The sequence below is a fragment of the Bifidobacterium catenulatum subsp. kashiwanohense JCM 15439 = DSM 21854 genome (genome assembly GCF_001042615.1).
Lineage (GTDB): Bacteria > Actinomycetota > Actinomycetes > Actinomycetales > Bifidobacteriaceae > Bifidobacterium > Bifidobacterium catenulatum.
The window spans coordinates 24,629-42,466 of sequence record NZ_AP012327.1 but is presented as its reverse complement, the minus strand read 5'-3'; the positions used below and the strand labels follow the sequence as shown (position 1 = coordinate 42,466).

Genomic DNA, 17,838 nt, shown 5'->3' with positions numbered 1-17,838 from the left:
GGCGTACGAAGGTACGTCGAGCCTTCCACAACGCAGATAACGCTCCGTCAGTCTGCGAGCGGACCCGTCTTCCAGATGCGCTCGAGGTAATCCTCCATCGAACGATCGGAGCTGAAGTAGCCCGAGTTCGCCACGTTGATGAGGGCCTTGCGGTTCCATTCGAGCGGCTGGGCGTAGAGAGCCTCGATTTCCGACTGGATGGCGGTGTAGGCGCCGAAGTCGGCGAGGGTCATGAACCAGTCCTTGGTGAGCCAATCGTGGACGAGGTCTTCATACACGGTCTTGTCGCCGTTGGAGAAGGTGCCGTCTGCGACCATGTCGATGGCGGCCTTGAGGCGCGGATCGGCCTCGTAGTACTTCTTCGGCTCGTAGCCTTCGGCGTAGAGAGCGTCCACCTCGTCGACGGTCATGCCGAAGAGGAAGAAGTTCTCAGCGCCGACGCGCTCACGGATTTCGACGTTGGCACCGTCGAGGGTGCCGACGGTCATGGCACCGTTGAGAGCGAACTTCATATTGCCGGTACCGGAGGCTTCCTTGCCGGCCTGGGAGATCTGCTCGTCAAGGTCGGTGGCCGGGATGAGGTGCTGTGCGAGGCGAATGTTGTAGTTCCACGGGAAGTAGACGTTCAGCTTGCCCTTGACGTCCGGATCATTGTTGATGACACGGGCGACGTTGTTGATCAGCTGGATGGTCTGCTTGGCCAGGTAGTAGCCCGGAGCGGCCTTGGCGCCGAATACGATGGTGCGCGGCATGACGTCGTCGGCGGAGATCTTGCCGGACTTGATGTCGGCGTAGCGTGCGATCACGGCGAGGATCTTCAGTGCCTGACGCTTGTATTCGTGCAGACGCTTGACCATGGTGTTGATCATGGTGTTCGGGTCGATGTCGAAGCCGTATTCGCGCTTGGCGTAGTTGGCGAAGTCAACCTTGTTGGCCTGCTTGACGGCAGCGAACTTCTTGACGAATTCGTCGTCCGCGGCAAGCGGTTCGAGGCCTTTGAGCAGTTCGAGGTCGCTCACCCACTTGTCGGTGCCGAGGCCTTCGGTGATGAGGTCGGACAGGCGCGGGTTGGCGAGCTTGACGAAGCGGCGAGGGGTCACGCCGTTGGTCACGTTGGTGAACTTGTCGGGATACACGTCAGAGAAGTTCTTCAGGGTGACGTCCTTGAGCAGCTGGGAGTGCAGCTCGGCAACGCCGTTGACGTGGGAGCCGCCGTAGGTGGCCAAGTAGGCCATGCGCACGGAGTCACCGGTGTAAATGGCCATGTCCTTGATAGTGGCTTCGTCGACGCCCTTGGTCTTGAGCTCAGCTGCGAACTGGTCCTGGATCTTCTCGATGATTTCGAGGTGACGCGGCAGAAGTTCACCGATGAGCTTGGATGGCCACACTTCCAGGGCTTCCGGAAGCAGGGTGTGGCAGGTGTAGTTGAAGGTCTTGTTGGTGACGGTCCAGGCGGTGTCCCAATCGTAGCCGTACTCGTCCATGAGGACGCGCATGAGCTCCGGGATGCCGATGACCGGGTGGGTGTCGTTAAGCTGGAAGGTGATCTTGTCTGCGAAGGTGGTCAGATCCGGCTTGTCCTGGCCCGGGTAGAAGACGCGGATGGCGTCATGGATGGAGGCGGACACGAAGAAGTACTGCTGCTCGAGGCGCAACGCCTTGCCCTGCGGGGTAGAATCCTCCGGATACAGGATCTTGGAGATGTTTTCCGCTTCGACCTGCGGCTTGACGGCGTCAAGGTACTCGGACTTGTTGAAGGTGAGCAGGTCGAACTCGTCGTAGCTCTTGGCGGTCCACAGGCGAAGGGTGTTCACACGGCCGGAAGCATAGCCTGGAACCATGTAGTCGACCGGGACTGCACGCACGGACCAAGCCGGCTTCCAAACCTTCTTGCCGTTCTCTTCGACGACTTCGCCGCCGAAGGAGACCTTCTGGTCGCGGTTGTAGTCGATGTGGCCCCACGGCTCTTCGTTGGTCAGCCAGTAGTCCGGGGTTTCGATCTGCTTGCCGTTTTCGTCAAACTTCTGCTCGAAGATGCCGTACTTGTACTGGATGCCATAACCGAATGCCGGCACTCCCAGCGAAGCGAGCGAATCGATGAAGCAGGCGGCCAGACGGCCGAGACCACCGTTGCCGAGGCCCGGCTCGTGCTCGGCGTTGACGACGTCCTGCACGGAGAAGCCGAGTTCCTTGACCGCGGCATTGAACTGCTCGGTTAGACCGGCGTTGAGCAGAGCGTTGCGCAGCTGCTTGCCCATGAGGAATTCTGCGGACAGGTAGCCGACTGCCTTGGTGTTGCCATTGACCATGTCAGCCTGGGTCTTGAACCAGGAATCCATGAGGTGGCGGCGCACCGCGGCGGACGCGGCGACATACACGTCGGCCGGCTTGGCCTGTTCGACGGTGACGCCCTGGGTGTACTTCAGCTGCTCGCGGATCTCGTCTGCGAACTGCTCCGCGGTGACCGCGGACTTCGGTGCGGTAATTTCAGTCATTAATCGACTCCCTTTGACGGATTACTCTCCAGAAACATTATGCCTTGCTCCAGCGTCCTCGCATTAGCGGCTACATGAACACTAAGTAACATCATGCATACGTTCTCATACACAGCATACTACATAATCAGAAAAAAGACGAAATTTCAAGCGATTACAAGTCAGCATTCGTTTGCAAAAATAATGCAAGTCGACTGCCGAAACGTTGTGAACAACATGCAAACGACATGCAATAAAACTGCGAACGCTGTCAGCAATCGCAAATAATTTTCTTCTCTTCACACCCCTATTCAGTTGTGACTACGCTGTCTGCAACACCCCATCATAGTCGCTTGCAAGCGACAAAATAACACGTATGACTGTTATTAGAGAACAAGATCTGCATAAGGGACATGACGCATTTGCGCAATGGCTGCAAACGTCTCATCGCATGATCGCCGACAGTATTCCCACGAATACCGACGCGGCACGCGATTTCCGTCTGGAATTCTCTCCACGATTGCCACGCCAGCTGTGGGCGATGGCGGTGCGCTACTCGCTGCATCTGCTGGAGAAAAAAGCGCCCGGAGAGGGCGTGGAAGTGCGTGTCGCACCGTGGGGCGCCATCAAGATTCTCGACGGACCGGCATCCGATCCGCATAATCTCACACCGCCGGACGTGATCGAACTGGAGCCGGACGTGTGGATGCGGCTCGCCACCGGCATCACCAGCTGGCAGGAGGAAAAAGATGCCGGCCGCATCACCGCCGTCGGCGAACGTGACGATTTGAGCGATCTACTGCCGTTGGTGTGACAGGCTGCGAGAAGACCGTCACAGGCACAAAGACGCATAGCAAAACCGCGATGCGGATACACCTAGCAGGCATATCCGCATCGCGGTTTCACAAAGTACCTGATATGCCGATCAGTCCTGCTTCTTCGGCTTCAGCACGCTGGGCATCGGCATCGGGATGGGCTTGTGTGGCTTCGGTGCGGCGGACTTGGCTGCCGGGAACTCTCCGCTCGTGGCCTTCGCCGCCGCCTCCGCGGCCCACTTCGCGTACTCGTCGAGGTCATCCTCGGCGTCGCCCTGCGTGGACTCCTGAACATCTTCCGGAATCTCATCTTCAGCGTCCGCATCGTGAGAATATTTTGCTTCGATATCGGCGAAAGGATCAAAAGAACCCGAACCAGGCTCCTGGGCACCGAGCTCCTTGGCGAGCTCATCGTAATCGGTGTCGGTGGTCAGGTACTTGAGCTTTCGGGCTATTTTCTGCTGTTTGGCTTTCTGACGTCCGCGGCCCATCTGACCCCCTGAGGATTACTGTGCTATCAATTCATCAAACAAGAGAGTACCACTTGTTGTGCCATATTTCGTTGTCGGCTCAGACTTTTACGATAAAATCGCTGATTTTCTTAAGAAAAGGACACGTATGACGGACGAAACCCAGGAGCAGCAGATCACCGCTGTCGGCAATGAAATGAGCGCGAGCTTCCTCGCCGCGAAGAAGCGTTCCGACGCAACGCTCGCCGCAATCGAACAGAATCCGGGCAAGTTCACCATGCTTACCGGCGACCGTCCGACCGGACGCCTGCATCTCGGCCATTATTTTGGTTCGATTCGTGAGCGCGTCGCCATGCAGAATCGCGGCGTGAATTCGAATATCATCATCGCCGATTATCAGGTGATCACCGATCGTGACACAACCGAGCATATCGAAGACAATGTGCTCAATTTGGTACTTGATTACATGGCTGCCGGCATCGATCCGGAAAAGACCATGATTTTTACGCATTCCGCCGTTCCTGCGGAGAACCAGCTGATGCTGCCGTTCCTGTCGTTGGTGACTGAGGCCGAGCTGCATCGCAATCCTACGGTGAAGTCGGAAATGGAAGCTTCCGGCCATGCATTGACCGGTCTGCTGCTGACTTATCCGGTGCATCAGGCATGCGACATTCTGTTCTGCAAGGCTAATGTGGTGCCGATCGGCAAGGATAATCTGCCGCATGTCGAGATCACGCGTACCATCGCGCGTCGTTTCAACGAACGTTACGCCAAGAAGCATCCGGTGTTCCCCGAGCCGGCCGCGATTCTGTCTGAAGCGCCGGAGATTCCAGGCTTGGATGGCCGCAAGATGAGCAAGTCGTACGGCAATTCCATCATGTTGGGCGCCACCGCGCAGGAGACCGCTAAGCTTATCAAGAAGAGTCCGACCGATTCCGAACGTCGCATCACGTTCGATCCGATCGCACGTCCGCAGGTTTCCGCACTGCTGACGACCGCCGGTTTGGTCACCGGTCGTGATCCGAAGGAAATCGCCGAGGAGATCGGCGATTCCGGTGCGGGCGCGCTGAAGGCGTATGTGATCGAATCGGTGAACAGCTTCCTTGAGCCGCATCGTGCCCGCCGCGAGGAACTCGCCAAGGATATGGATTACGTGCGCGACGTGCTCGCCGAAGGCAACAAGAAGGCCAACGCCATCGCCAACGAAACCTTGGAGCAAGTCCGCGAAGCCATGGGCATGCGCTACTAAAGCTCCAGAAACGCCATAATCATGCTTTAAACAGCGTTTCAGCATCAACAAAGGTCGGATTGCGTATTGTGCAATCCGGCCTTTTAAAAACTTATCAAGCAAGATCAGGAGCGTACGCGATAAACAAGTCGGCAAGCTGCTGCTTTGTACCGAGAAGCCACAATGGCTTAGCAACAGTACGGTTAACCCGCGATGCAGGCAAAAAACGACTCATCTCATGAACGAATTTATCCGAATCGAATGCATTCGCGATCTTCTCCTGCACAAGCGGATAACGTTCCATGTATTTGCTTATCTCGCCATAGTCCGAAGCCTTCTGTTTTCTGAGGTCCTGAACTTTGTTCTGCTGAACACCCGGCTGCTTGGACAGCCACGCGAGATCCCATAAATCTCGGTATCTCACATGATCCGAGCAGACGAAAGATTCGATCTTATCCGCAAGAATCTCCTCTTTGCTTTCCACGGCCAGCATGATGTCGGAATAGTCACCCAGCCCCTCATAATTCACCTTCAAAGGACGGATGACCGGATCGTGCGCCTCGATCGACGCTACCTCGATTTTGATACGCTGCCGCGGAACGTCCTTGTACTTGGGAGTCGTGTCCACAATGACGGTCCACGCACTGACCAGAGATTTCACCTGACGAGGTTCCTTCACACTGATGGAGACGTGATAGCGATCACCCACCGCATGCTCAACGCAATCCTTAAGCGTGTCTAATCCTTTTCTGTCAAAGTCACGACCGCCAGAAAAATCGAGATCCTCGCTATAGCGTTCTGCGCCATAGCACAGACGGAGGCTCGTGCCGCCCTGAAATACGAGACGGTCAAGCAATCCACCTTCGTCCATCGCATTGAGGATTTCGTAATGCAGAAGCTCCTTTTCAATGGTCATGATCATGCCGGAACTATTCTGTTCCTGCGCGAGGCGAATCGCGTACTGGTGCAACTCGTCAATGTCACTCATAGGTTTCCTCCATTAGCTCATAATCCACGAGATCAAGATTGCGATGGGTGGCTTTGAGATCGCGGAGCGCGAGCTGCTTCGACGCCAGCGGAACGCCACGCCCTTCAGGGTGCAACAGTTCGGGAATGGTCTGCGTAATTGGCCGCGCCGTATGCGTAAATTCGATTGCACCGTACGGAGTCTGATATTCGCCAGAACGACCTGTGGTCATGTAAGTACGTCGATCCACTGGAATTTGACTGATCACACCATAAGCGCTGAGCATACTTTCCAAAGACTCGTAAGTAGCGTATCCGCGTCGAAGATTGCGCGCAATCAGATCGACAGTGGCATCACTGAAATTGCGGGTCAGCCCGTACACATACACGCCGCGCGCCGCCCGTACGAGGATTTCCGACTTGACCAGTCGAGACAACGAATCATCGAACGTTTCCTTGGGCTCGTCGCGGAACAGTTTACGCAAATCTCGTTTGAGATACACATATCTGCCATGCAGATCCCACTGGTTCAATACTTTGATTGCCTCACTTTGCTTCATACTTTATAAGTATACGTGAATAGTGTGTAAAGTCACTATTCACGTACAGTAAGGTCTTGCAATGACACTGAGAATTCAGCATCAGCAAAGGCCGGATTGCATAATACGCAATCCGGCCTTTGCTGATGGCTGAATGGCATGTGCCACATTATGTTTGATTAGATTTGCGCGCGCTTTTCGCCGGAAGCGATTTCCGCTGCGACCAAATCGTCATCCACCTTGCGGTCATCGGGATCATCAAGATAATGATCGAACTCGTGCAGCACTTCAGCATCGGGAGCCGGAGTCAGCAGCGACACCACCACAATGAACAGCAGTGAGATAATGAACGCCGGAAGCAGCTCGTAAATAGCGAAGACACCACCAAGCGGCTTGATGAGATTATGCCAGATCAGCACGGTCGCAGTACCGGAAAGCATGCCCGCAATCGCACCGAATTTGTTGGTGCGGCGCCAATACAGCGAGCAGAGCATCAGCGGACCGAACGAAGCGCCCAAACCAGCCCATGCATACGACACAACCTGGAAAATCGACGAATTCTGATCGAACGCAACCACAATGCCGAAAATGAACATAACCAGCAATGTGATGCGCGCAACCATCATCACCTGACGATCAGTGGCCTTGCGATAGAGCAATCCGCGGAAAATATTCTCACCGACCGCGGAAGCGCCGATAATCAGGTACGACGACGAGGAGCTCATGGACGCGGCGAAAATGCCCGACACCACGATGCCACACATGAAGCTCGGCAGCAGCACCTGCGAAACCACAATGAAAATATTCTCCGCAGCGGACTGCGTGACGAACTGCGTCGGCATCATCGCACGGCCAACCAAGCCAATGCACACGCCGCACGCAAGCGACACCACACACCATGTGGTGGCGATGATACGGGACTTTTTGATCTCTTCGGAACTGCGGATCGACAGGAATCGCACGAGCACCTGCGGCATACCGAAATAGCCAAGGCCCCACGCAAGCATGGAAATCATGGTGATCACGCCGTATTCGGTAGGAGCGCCGAACATGGCCTGACCAGCCTTGATAATCTGCTCACCGGCATCGTTCAAAATCGGCGTGGCCATTTGCGTGCCGTCGAGGAAGCCTGGAATGCCTTTGAGGAAGGCGACGGTGTTGTCTATGCCGCCGACGGATGCGATGGAACCGATGAACACCACGGCCAGCGCGAAAAACATGAGCAAGCCTTGGATGAAGTCGGTCACGACCACGGAAAGATAGCCTCCGATCAGGGTGTAGGCGAACACGATGGCAGCGCCGATCACCATGGTCAGATGGTAGTCCCAGCCAAACAGGGTCGAGAAAAGTTTGCCGACCGTCACGAAACAGCTACCGACATACACACAGAAAAATACGAGGATGATCAGCGCCGCGATGGTGGAGACGATGTTGCGTTTGTCATGGAATCGTTTGGAGAAGAAGTCCGGAATGGTGATCGCGTCACCTGCCACCACGGAGTAGCGGCGCAAACGACGTGCGACGAGCTTCCAGTTGAGGTAGGTGCCGAGAGCAAGGCCAAGGGCCGTCCACAGCGGGTCGGCGGCACCGGTGAAGTAGGCGACGCCCGGCAGGCCCATGAGCAGCCAGCCGCTCATATCGGAGGCTTCGGCGCTTAAAGCCGTCAGCCACGGACCAACGCCTCGACCACCCGCGAAATACTGGCGAGTGGAGGAATTGGATCGCTTGGAGTAGATGAAGCCGATGGTGAGCATGGCCACAAAATAGATGACCATCGCCAGCAGCACCCAAAAATCTTTGGTAACCATGAATTCTCTCTTCTTAGATTTCTAGCCGAATTTCTTTCGAATCTCTTTCTTCAAATCCCTGTCGAAACGAATTTCTTTCGAATCTCTTCTGAAAAAATGCGATTGTCCCAATGTACCGGTCGAACATTGCGACAATCGCATTTATCTCATTTACGTGCCCAAATCCCGAAACTCTGCGAGTTGTTATGTACCGTTCGGAATCCTAGGGGAACATTTGGCAATGTGTGCGGTGTCAAGGCATACCAAAGGAAGGCGTACGAAGGTACACCGACTGAGGATCAACGCAGATAACGCTCCATTGCCAAACTTTTAGATGTCGTATCTCCAAGACTTATCGGTGATAACGCGGGCCATGGCTAGACCGATCGGCAGGCAGATAATCACCATGAAGGCGCGGAAAGCCCAGTCGAGGGCGTTCAAGGTATCGAATTGGCCGAGGTGGAACATGGCTTGATACATGTACAAACCGGGAACCATGATCACGATGGACGGCACGGTCAGGCAGATGCGCGGGTAGCCGAGATGCGGGGCGAGCCAGCTGCGATGAACCGCAGAACGCCATGCGGAGGCGAGCAGGCCTGCGAGCAGTGCGCCAATGAATGCGCCGGCTTCGGCGGGAACGCCCATGTCAACGATTTCCAAACGCAAGGTGTCAGTAATGGCGCCAATGGTGGCGGCCACAAGGCACATGCGCTGCGGGGAATTGAACATAGTGGAGAAGCCCCAGACACCAATGAATGCGAACACGAAACGCAACAGGCAATTGACAACCGGATTGAGTCCCAACGGCTCGAATCCTTCCGGATTCAAATGCACGATTGAAGCGACCATCCACCCTGCGAGCGTCGCCATCAAAATAATGCACAATACGTACGCAACGCGCTGAATGCCTGACGGAAAATCAATTTTCGCCATATCAAGTCCGCCTGTAATCAGCGGGAATCCAGGAATCACAAACAGCATGGCACCGATGTAAGCCGTGTCATGCTGCAATGCGACGGGCTCGAAAATACCAATCAATCGCAGGGTGCCCGTGCAGGCGAGCGCCGCGACGGCCACGCATACGAACGTCACGAAGAACTGGTTGAGATGGTGGGCGAACAGGCGGCGACGCAGCCAGTGGCCAAGTCCTGCGCCAATGAACGCGCCGATCATGTCGAAGGGGCCGCCGCCAAGCAGGAACACGAAGGATGCGCAGGCGCAGGCCGAGGCGAATCCCGCGAATGCCGGCGAATACAGGGGCTTGCGCCGTTCGATCATGTTGAGTCGTTCGTGCGCTTGACGAACGGTGATGCCTTGCGTTTGGTTCTTTTCTTTGCCGACATGGTCGAAATGTTCGGCGTATTGGCCTTTTGGCGGCTTGTGATTGCGATTTTTGCGCGTTTTTTTCGTGGTCGGTTCGCTTGCCACAACGTTGGCCGTACCGGCAGTTTCACGCTTGGTTTCACATTCGGCTTCACGTTCACTGCGATTATGCTGCTCGCTTGCCGCTTCGATGTCGCGCAAGTGCAACGGCTGAGCGGTGGTATCGGTCGCTTCAGCGCGTTCCGTCACCATTTCAAGCGCGTCGAGCACGGGATCGTCAGATCCCTCCTGATTCTGTTCGGCTTTCTGACGTTCGCGAAGACGCTTCGACAGGTCAGCCGACACCTGCGACGCATCACGCTTGTCGAGATGCTGCATAAGCCCTTCGGACACGTCGGATTGGCTGTGGTACATCGATCCTTTGCCGAGGTTCACGTTGAACCAGTCAGCGAAGTGTTCGAGCAGCCAAATGCGTTCCGTATTGACGCCGGTGGTTGGCAGGTCGATGACTTCGGTGATGCGGTCTTTGCCGTCGGTGCAGGAGGCTTCGATGTCGGTGAGGTTCACGTCAGCGCGTACGTGCACGCCAAGCGGATAGGCGATGCGGTGCATCATTTCGCGGACGCGGAAGCTTCCGGTGCCCGCGCCGAGATCGAGCATGCCGACGCGTACGATCACGCTAGCTTTCGCTGCGATTCCCGCTTCAGCGACCGGCTTGTCCCAATCCCGTTCGATATCTTCCATATCGAGCGGAATGGAGTGTGTATGGAATTTGCTGACGGCCGAAGCGCTTTTTTCCGCGCTATCGAAATTCGTCTCATGTTCATGTTCGTATTGTGCGCTCACAAGTTCAGGTCTAACGTGTGGGCTGGTCGGAGGATTTTCGGAATTTCCGTCGATTTCACTTTGTGGACACCGTCGGACCACGATGCGGACATTTCCGGTATTTCCGTAACCAAACTGTCGATTTGCCGAGCATACAATGGGTACGCATTTACCCACCAGACTTAGGGCTGTGGGCTCGCAACAGACGGCCAAAACAATCGCGGAGGTGCCGCGAAGGACCGACAGACCGGGCAACCCGATGGTTTGGAGAAGGAGGTCTGATGACAGTAGAAAACGAACAGATCACGCCTGCCGACGCAGCTATCGTCTCGTCCGGCACCGGCACCAAAGGCCCCGAGGAGCGTGATCTTCCCGCTTCCCTCAAAGAGGAAATGGATCTGTGTTTGCAGATTCTTCGCGAGGTGCTCGGCGAATTCGATGAAAAGCTGCTGGCCAAATTCGATGAAGTGCGCGAACACGCACTGAACGCTAGCGACGAACGTTTCTCCGGCATTCTGACGGATACGAATCCAGATCAGGATGACCTGCAGAAGGTCGTCGACATCATCGATAAAACGGATGTGCGTGAGGCACAACTGCTGGCCCGCGCCTTCACCACCTACTTCCATCTGGCCAACCTTTGCGAGGAGAACTACCGCGTCTCCGTGCTACACAGCCGTGAGGCCGCCGTAGATGAAACCCAAGCCGTCGACCCCGTGAACGAAATGACCTGCGCCTACCACCAGCTCATTAACGAAATGGGTCCGGCCAAAGCCAAGGAACTGCTCGACCAGCTCGAGTTCCATCCGGTGTTCACCGCGCATCCGACTGAAGCCCGCCGCAAGGCCGTGGAAGGCAAAATCCGCCGCATCTCCCAGCTGCTCGCAACGCACAAGCTGCTTGGCGGTTCAGACAAGAAAGAAAACTCCCGTCGACTCTTCAACGAGATCGACGCGCTGTTCCGCACCTCTCCAATCGCACTGAAGAAGCCGACTCCGGTTGAGGAAGCGGACACCATCCTCGATATTTTCGACAATACGTTGTTCTATACCATTCCACAGGTGTACCGTCGTTTCGACGATTGGGTCCTCGGAGACAAGGCTGGCCTCGTGCCGCCGGTATGCCCGTCGTTCTTTCACCCGGGAAGCTGGATCGGCTCCGACCGTGACGGCAACCCGAATGTCACCGCCAAGGTGAGCCGTCAGGTGGCCCGCAAGTTCAGCGACCACGTGCTGGGCGCGTTGCAAATCGAGACCCGCCGCGTTGGCAAGAACCTGACGATGGAAGCTGAGACCACCCCGCCGAGTGCCGAGCTCAAGAGCCTGTGGAACCACCAGAAGGAAATGAGCGAGCGCCTGACCGACAAGGCCGCGCTGATCTCCACCAAGGAGTTGCACCGTGCCGTCATGCTGGTCATGGCCGATCGTCTGAAGGCCACCATCGACCGCGATGCTGATCTCATGTACCACTCCTGCGGGGATTACATCGCCGACCTGAAGGTCGTGCAGCGCTCCCTCGCCGAAGCCAACGCCAAGCGTTCCGCCTACGGCCCGTTGCAGGACCTCATCTGGCAGGCAGAGACCTTTGGCTTCCATATGGTCGAGATGGAGTTCCGCCAGCACTCCGTCGTGCATTCCCGAGCGCTGGAGGATATCCGCGAACATGGTCTGCACGGTGAGCGTGGCGAACTGCAGCCGATGACCCACGAGGTGCTTGACACCTTCCGCGCCCTCGGTTCCATCCAGAAGCGCAACGGTATCAAGGCCGCCCGTCGTTACATCATCTCCTTCACCAAGAGCGCCCAAAACATCAAGGACGTGTACGAGCTGAACCGTCTGGCGTTCTCCCATCCCGAGGATGTTCCAACCATCGACGTGATCCCGCTGTTCGAACAGCTTGAGGATCTGCAGAACTCGGTGGACGTACTCGAGGAAATGATCAAGATTCCGGAGGTCCAGGCTCGTCTGAAAGCCACCGGCGGCAAGATGGAAGTCATGCTCGGCTACTCCGACTCCTCGAAGGACGCCGGCCCGACCTCCGCAACCCTGGCCCTGCATTCCGCACAGGAACGCATCGCCAAGTGGGCGGAATCGCATGACATCGATCTGACCCTGTTCCATGGCCGCGGCGGCGCCGTCGGCCGCGGCGGCGGCCCGGCTAACCGTGCCGTGCTCGCACAGCCGGTCGGCTCCGTGAAGTGCCGCTTCAAGCTCACCGAGCAGGGCGAGGTCATCTTCGCACGCTACGGCAACCCGGCACTGGCCATCCGCCACGTCGAGTCCGTTGCGGCTGCAACGCTGCTGCAGTCCGCTCCGAGCGTGGAGAAGCGCAATACGGACATGACCGCCAAGTACGCCGACATGGCCAGCAAGCTCGACGAGGCCGCGCATAACCGCTTCCTCGACCTGTTGAACACCGACGGCTTCGCACCGTGGTTCTCCACCGTCACGCCGCTGACCGAAATCGGCCTGCTGCCGATCGGCTCCCGTCCGGCCAAACGTGGCCTTGGAGCCAAGTCCCTCGACGATCTGCGTACCATTCCGTGGATCTTCTCCTGGGCGCAGGCACGCATCAATCTGGCCGCATGGTACGGCCTGGGCACCGCGTGCGAGCAGTTCGGCGATTTGGACACCTTGCGTCAAGCATATGAGGAATGGCCTCTGTTCTCCACGTTCATCGACAACATCGAAATGTCGCTGGCCAAGACTGACGAGCGCATCGCCAAGATGTACCTTGCTCTCGGAGACCGTGAGGACCTCAACAAGAAGGTCCTCGACGAGATGGAGCTCACCCGCAAGTGGGTGCTCGAGATCGTAGGCGACAAGTGGCCGCTGCAGCACCGCCACGTGCTCGGCCAGGCCATCCGCATCCGCTCGCCGTACGTGGATGCGCTGTCCGCCACCCAGGTGCTCGCCCTCGGCTCGCTACGCAAGCGCGTGGACAAGGAAGAGCTCACGCACGGACAGAAGGCGAACTACACCTACCTGATCCTGTGCACCGTGTCCGGTGTCGCAGCAGGCCTGCAGAACACGGGCTGATTGTTCGGCTGACCGCCTGACAAAAGCGAGCGGGGAGGTTCCGTGCCGATAAATGGCGCGGGCCTCCCCGCTCGCATTATCCGGCCCTAGATTGGTCGGCGGTCCCCCGTGCGCGCGAAACGGATTCCATATCGCAACGTTGCGTAAAATGCAAAACCAAAGTAGCGTAAAATGTAAGATGCAATCAGCGTAAAATGTAAGATGGTGACCGGATATCGGCAGTAAATAGCGGAAGGAACGACTTGCAACCACATGGCTATATTCCAAGACTCATTGATGAGCAAATTGAGACGTTACTGCAAATATTCGGTGCCGTGCAAATCGACGGACCGAAATGGTGTGGAAAAACGTGGTCCGGCCAGGCGCATGCCAACAGCATGACTAGCTTGGATGACCAGAATGTACTCCCTTTGGCCGAAGCAGATCCGACTATCGCGCTTATCGGCGAACAGCCACACCTTATTGACGAATGGCAAACCGCACCCAAAGTACGTGACGCCGTCCGGCATGACATCGACAGCCATTCCAACCGACCAGGACAATACATTCTCACCGGTTCCAGCGCACCACCAACCGAAGCTTACGAGCATAGCGGTGCCGGCCGTATCGCGCACCTGCGTATGTGGCCCATGAGTCTTGTTGAACTTGGAAAATCTTCCGGGGTTGTTTCCCTTCAAGGTCTTTTTGCCAGCAACTGCCCACAGGCCGCCTCATCCTCTTCGCTGACTGACATTGCGGAATGGGTTTGCCGTGGCGGCTGGCCCGCATCGAAGGATCGTTCCCTGCAGGCAGCGTTATACATTCCACGGCAATACCTGGACGCCGTCATAGAAGACAACGCGCCCAGAATGGGCAAAAACCCTGCCATGACGCGCCGTACCATCATGTCGCTCGCCCGCAATAATGCCACAGCAGCAACGATGAAGACCTTGATCCGCGACCTCTACGCGGACGACCAGGCGCAAGATGAGGAACCCGCGCGGTCGACCGTCTCCAGTTACATCCAAATGCTGCAGCGTGAATATCTTATTGAGGAGCTGCCCTGCTGGGATGCACCCATCAAAGCGAAAAACCGGATGCGGGTCAAACCGAAGCGGTATTTCACCGACCCCTCGCTGGCCGCGGCCGCACTGGGTCTGACTCCGACACGTTTGCTCACCGAAGGCCAGATTCTCGGCGACCTGTTCGAGAATCTGGCAATTCGAGATCTGCGCATCTACGCTTCGGCATGGAACGGCCCGGACAAGCCATCGCTATCGTTCTATCGAGACGAAAAAGGTCTGGAAGCGGACATCATCCTTGAATTGCCTGATGGACGGTGGGCTGCCATTGAAATCAAGCTTGGCGAAAACAAAGTACCAGAAGCGGTAGAGTCCTTACTACAGGTAAAGAAAAAGGTCACAGCGAACCCTTATGCGCGTCAAAGAGACCCCTCGTTCCTCATGGTACTGGTAGGTAACGGCGCATATTCCTACACCACTGCCGAGGGCATCCGTGTGGTGCCGCTATCCCTGCTCGGAGCCTAAACGGAACAATCCCTTCCCACCACTGGATGTCGCTATTAGACCATGGTGAGAAGGCTACACCTGTCTCATCCTGTGCACCGTCTTCAGTGTCGCCGCAGGCCTGCAGAAGCACGGCTGATTGTTCGGCTGACCGCCTGACAAAAGCGAGCGGGGAGGTTCCGTGCCGGTAAATGGCACGGGCCTCCCCGCTCGCGTTCCCGGATTCAACTTGTAAGCGCAACGCCTTCTTAAATTAGAAACTGAACACTTCCAAACCTAGACAAGGCGTTGCACGTCTATTTAGAACCCGGGGCAGTCGCTCGGTTGGATGAGTCCGGCACGATACCGTCAGAGCCAAGGAATAGCTACGTGATTATCTACAAAAAACGTCCGCAGACCCTGCCTTAGATGGCGATTCAATCGAAACAACTTCAGAAACACCGTTTATGATGAACCATAGCCTGTGATGAAATGACAAAGAGGTGGAATCAATGACGGACGAAACATTTGTGAACCAGAACGACGTGGAAGGCACCGCAAGCGGCGTGTGGAGCCGTATGCTGGCCGGTAACCGTAGGTTCGCGGAAGGCAAGCTGGAGCATCCTAACCGCAGTGTGGAAGCGCGCGAGGCGGTTATCGACACGCATGAGCCGGATGCGGCGATATTGAGCTGCTCTGATGCGCGTGTCAGCCCCGATATTATTTTCGACGCAGGCATCGGCGATCTGTTCACCGTGCGCACGGCAGGGCAGGTCATAGACGATGCTGTGATCGCCTCTTTGGAATACGCGGTGGATGTGCTCGGCGTGCGCCTTTTGGTGGTGCTCGGCCATCAGAATTGCGGCGCGATTAAGCAGGCATGCAAGGAATACGAGGCGTTGTTGCACGAGTTGACCGCCGACGCGGAGGATTCGCTGATGGCCGCTGACAGCGTTGCCGACCTTGACGAACGTATTCTGAACGCGAAATCGCTGATGCTGCGCACCGTCGGTTTTTCGATTTGGCAGGCGCACGAGTCGGAACTGGAATCGACGGAGGATTTCGAGCGCGTGCACATCGCACGCACCATCGAGCAACTGGTGGAACAGTCCGAGGTGATTCAGCGCGCACTGGCGGAGGACCGGCTGGTGATCACCGGAGCACGCTACCAGCTCGACACCGGAAAAGTCGAAGTATTGAGCTTCTGATTTTCTATACGATTCATGACAGACGTCGATCTGCTGTTGTGTGTGCAAGCACAGCCACCGCATACAACGGTAGATCCTGTATGTCACCATCCTTGCGCGGAGGCAACGGCGAGAACCGCACAGCATGCTCAAAGCCGAATCGTTTGATGGCGGCCTTCAGACTTTTCGCATGAAGATTGATGCCGGCCTTCACTTCAATCGGTATAACATACCGATCGTTCTGCGCAAGAAAATCAAGTTCGTTCGTCGAATTGGCATTCGTCCAATAGCGGGGCTCAAATCCGTACGAAACAAGTTCCTGACATACCAATTGCTCGGCAAAAGCGCCTTTCGCTGAACCAAATACCGAATCGCCATCCAAAATACTCTCCGGACTCGCGCCATTCATGGTACGCAACAAACCGACATCGGACGTATAAAGCTTGAACGCATCGACATCATCGAATGACTTGAGCGGATATTCCGGAGCGGTGACCCGCGCGACCTTCAATGCGATCGATGAATCAAGCAACCGCTGAATCGCTAGTTCAAAATCTTTGCCACGTCCACCGGAACGCACCGCACCATAAAGAAACTTCTTATTCTCACGCGCAAGCTGGGAGGGAATTGAATCCCAAACCTGTGCAAGGCGCAAGGAAAATCCCCTCGGCATCGCATCGTCATACTTCGAAAAATCACCGCGATATCCCTGCAGGATGTCTTCCTGCACCTGCATTATCCGATTGAAATCAGCACCAGGATATGTTTCGGCGAAAATCTCGACGGCTTCCGGCATGCCACCTACCACCATGTAGTATTTCAGCCATTCCATGAGCTGCTCGTGGAATACCGACATCATGTCCAAATCCGCGTTTTCGATGATTTCCGTAAGATTATGGCAGCCAACGGCGTCCAGAAATTCCAGAAAATTCATCGGATATAGGCGGTAGCGATCCACCTTCCCCACGGGATAGGAAGTGCCTGGATGCACGGTGATGCCCAACGATGATCCGGTTGCGATCAGCGCGTATTCGCAAGCTTCCTCTGCGAAATATTTCAACGCCTCGACGGCTCTGGGAATCGCCTGCACCTCATCAAGCACAATCAAAGTCTTCCCGGGTTCAAGGCGCGTTCGCGAAGCCAAAGCGATACCTGCGATCAACCGTTCAGGACGCAGAGAACCGGAAAAAAGTTGATCCATAGCCTCATTGTTCTCCAGTGAGACATATGCCATCGATTCAAACTGAGTGCGCCCGAGCTCTTTAACCAACCAGCTTTTACCTGTCTGTCGGGCACCGTCCAGAATCAAAGGCTTGCGATGCGCATCGTTCTTCCATGCGATAAGCCGTTTCATCATCCAACGTTTCATAGATGCACCTCGCTCGATCAACTGTCCCAATACACCATTTGCTGTCGGAATGGCGAATTGACGGGAATAGTCGCTTTAAACAAAGCTACCATTTTCTAGGGGATAATCACCAGCTTAAGCTACATTTTCTAGGGGAAATCAAAAGTTTACACATACATAATCTCCATATCAACATCATATCGACGTCATGTTGCCCCACTGGACTAGGAGCAACCGAATACCGACAAGGACCGGCTGATGATCACCGGAGCACGCTACCAGCTCGACACCGGAAAAGTCGAAGTATTGAGCTTCTGACGTTTTTCCGGAAAAGACGGCTTCCAAGTCCGT

12 protein-coding genes and 1 pseudogene are annotated in these 17,838 nt (G+C 56.0%); 6 read left to right on the top strand and 7 right to left on the bottom strand.

Annotated features, from left to right (window positions below):
- Positions 1–47 precede the first annotated feature (47 nt).
- Positions 48–2,495: a glycogen/starch/alpha-glucan phosphorylase gene (locus BBKW_RS00165; RefSeq protein ID WP_033501559.1), complete on the bottom strand. Its 2,448-nt coding sequence runs from the start codon at positions 2,493–2,495 to the stop codon at positions 48–50.
- 355 nt (positions 2,496–2,850) lie between these two features.
- Between BBKW_RS00165 and BBKW_RS00160 the strand changes: the two genes are divergently transcribed.
- Positions 2,851–3,288: a sterol carrier family protein gene (locus BBKW_RS00160; protein ID WP_033501560.1), complete on the top strand. Its 438-nt coding sequence runs from the start codon at positions 2,851–2,853 to the stop codon at positions 3,286–3,288.
- Positions 3,289–3,399: 111 nt separating this feature from the next.
- Here the strand turns inward: BBKW_RS00160 and BBKW_RS00155 are convergent, their stop codons facing one another.
- On the bottom strand, positions 3,400–3,780 hold the full coding sequence (locus tag BBKW_RS00155) for a DUF3073 domain-containing protein (protein WP_033501561.1): 381 nt from the start codon (positions 3,778–3,780) through the stop codon (positions 3,400–3,402).
- 127 nt (positions 3,781–3,907) lie between these two features.
- Between BBKW_RS00155 and trpS the strand changes: the two genes are divergently transcribed.
- On the top strand, positions 3,908–5,008 hold the full coding sequence (trpS, locus tag BBKW_RS00150) for a tryptophan--tRNA ligase (RefSeq protein WP_033501562.1): 1,101 nt from the start codon (positions 3,908–3,910) through the stop codon (positions 5,006–5,008).
- Between the two features lie 94 nt (positions 5,009–5,102).
- Here trpS and BBKW_RS00145 read toward each other — a convergent pair whose 3' ends face one another.
- The 4 genes from BBKW_RS00145 to BBKW_RS00130 form a co-directional block, all read right to left on the bottom strand.
- Positions 5,103–5,909 carry a nucleotidyl transferase AbiEii/AbiGii toxin family protein gene (locus BBKW_RS00145; protein WP_157872352.1) on the bottom strand — a complete coding sequence of 269 codons (807 nt, stop codon included), beginning with the start codon at positions 5,907–5,909 and terminating at the stop codon, positions 5,103–5,105.
- Between the two features lie 58 nt (positions 5,910–5,967).
- Entirely contained in the window at positions 5,968–6,513 is a 546-nt protein-coding gene (gene abiEi / locus BBKW_RS00140; RefSeq protein WP_033501564.1) for a type IV toxin-antitoxin system AbiEi family antitoxin, read from the bottom strand.
- Positions 6,514–6,671: 158 nt separating this feature from the next.
- On the bottom strand, positions 6,672–8,300 hold the full coding sequence (locus BBKW_RS00135) for a sodium/proline symporter (protein ID WP_033501565.1): 1,629 nt from the start codon (positions 8,298–8,300) through the stop codon (positions 6,672–6,674).
- A gap of 309 nt (positions 8,301–8,609) precedes the next feature.
- The gene (locus tag BBKW_RS00130; RefSeq protein WP_228429112.1) at positions 8,610–10,349 is read right to left on the bottom strand and encodes a threonine/serine exporter family protein; all 1,740 of its coding nucleotides are present in this window, start codon (positions 10,347–10,349) and stop codon (positions 8,610–8,612) included.
- A gap of 362 nt (positions 10,350–10,711) precedes the next feature.
- Between BBKW_RS00130 and BBKW_RS00125 the strand changes: the two genes are divergently transcribed.
- The 3 genes from BBKW_RS00125 to BBKW_RS00115 all read left to right on the top strand — a co-directional run bounded on the left by BBKW_RS00125 (position 10,712) and on the right by BBKW_RS00115 (position 16,160).
- On the top strand, positions 10,712–13,468 hold the full coding sequence (locus BBKW_RS00125; RefSeq protein ID WP_033501567.1) for a phosphoenolpyruvate carboxylase: 2,757 nt from the start codon (positions 10,712–10,714) through the stop codon (positions 13,466–13,468).
- Between the two features lie 314 nt (positions 13,469–13,782).
- Positions 13,783–14,994 carry an ATP-binding protein gene (locus tag BBKW_RS00120; RefSeq protein ID WP_158332859.1) on the top strand — a complete coding sequence of 404 codons (1,212 nt, stop codon included), beginning with the start codon at positions 13,783–13,785 and terminating at the stop codon, positions 14,992–14,994.
- A gap of 470 nt (positions 14,995–15,464) precedes the next feature.
- Positions 15,465–16,160 carry a carbonic anhydrase gene (locus BBKW_RS00115; RefSeq protein WP_033501569.1) on the top strand — a complete coding sequence of 232 codons (696 nt, stop codon included), beginning with the start codon at positions 15,465–15,467 and terminating at the stop codon, positions 16,158–16,160.
- Between the two features lie 13 nt (positions 16,161–16,173).
- On the opposite strand, the gene BBKW_RS00110 is transcribed toward BBKW_RS00115, so the two are convergent.
- On the bottom strand, positions 16,174–17,508 hold the full coding sequence (locus BBKW_RS00110; protein WP_033501570.1) for an ATP-binding protein: 1,335 nt from the start codon (positions 17,506–17,508) through the stop codon (positions 16,174–16,176).
- A 228-nt stretch (positions 17,509–17,736) separates the two neighbouring features.
- Here BBKW_RS00110 and BBKW_RS11225 point away from each other — a divergent pair.
- A pseudogene (locus BBKW_RS11225) lies at positions 17,737–17,805 on the top strand (carbonic anhydrase); the annotation flags it as partial.
- Between the last annotated feature and the right edge of the window lie 33 nt (positions 17,806–17,838).

Bases quoted from the DNA above. Each gene is read 5' to 3' on its own strand.
- BBKW_RS00165 (WP_033501559.1), bottom strand. From the start codon at position 2,495: ATGACTGAAATTACCGCACCGAAGTCCGCGGTCACCGCGGAGCAGTTC.
- BBKW_RS00160 (WP_033501560.1), top strand. From the start codon at position 2,851: ATGACTGTTATTAGAGAACAAGATCTGCATAAGGGACATGACGCATTT.
- BBKW_RS00155 (WP_033501561.1), bottom strand. From the start codon at position 3,780: ATGGGCCGCGGACGTCAGAAAGCCAAACAGCAGAAAATAGCCCGAAAG.
- trpS (WP_033501562.1), top strand. From the start codon at position 3,908: ATGACGGACGAAACCCAGGAGCAGCAGATCACCGCTGTCGGCAATGAA.
- BBKW_RS00145 (WP_157872352.1), bottom strand. From the start codon at position 5,909: ATGATCATGACCATTGAAAAGGAGCTTCTGCATTACGAAATCCTCAAT.
- abiEi (WP_033501564.1), bottom strand. From the start codon at position 6,513: ATGAAGCAAAGTGAGGCAATCAAAGTATTGAACCAGTGGGATCTGCAT.
- BBKW_RS00135 (WP_033501565.1), bottom strand. From the start codon at position 8,300: ATGGTTACCAAAGATTTTTGGGTGCTGCTGGCGATGGTCATCTATTTT.
- BBKW_RS00130 (WP_228429112.1), bottom strand. From the start codon at position 10,349: ATGGAAGATATCGAACGGGATTGGGACAAGCCGGTCGCTGAAGCGGGA.
- BBKW_RS00125 (WP_033501567.1), top strand. From the start codon at position 10,712: ATGACAGTAGAAAACGAACAGATCACGCCTGCCGACGCAGCTATCGTC.
- BBKW_RS00115 (WP_033501569.1), top strand. From the start codon at position 15,465: ATGACGGACGAAACATTTGTGAACCAGAACGACGTGGAAGGCACCGCA.
- BBKW_RS00110 (WP_033501570.1), bottom strand. From the start codon at position 17,508: ATGAAACGTTGGATGATGAAACGGCTTATCGCATGGAAGAACGATGCG.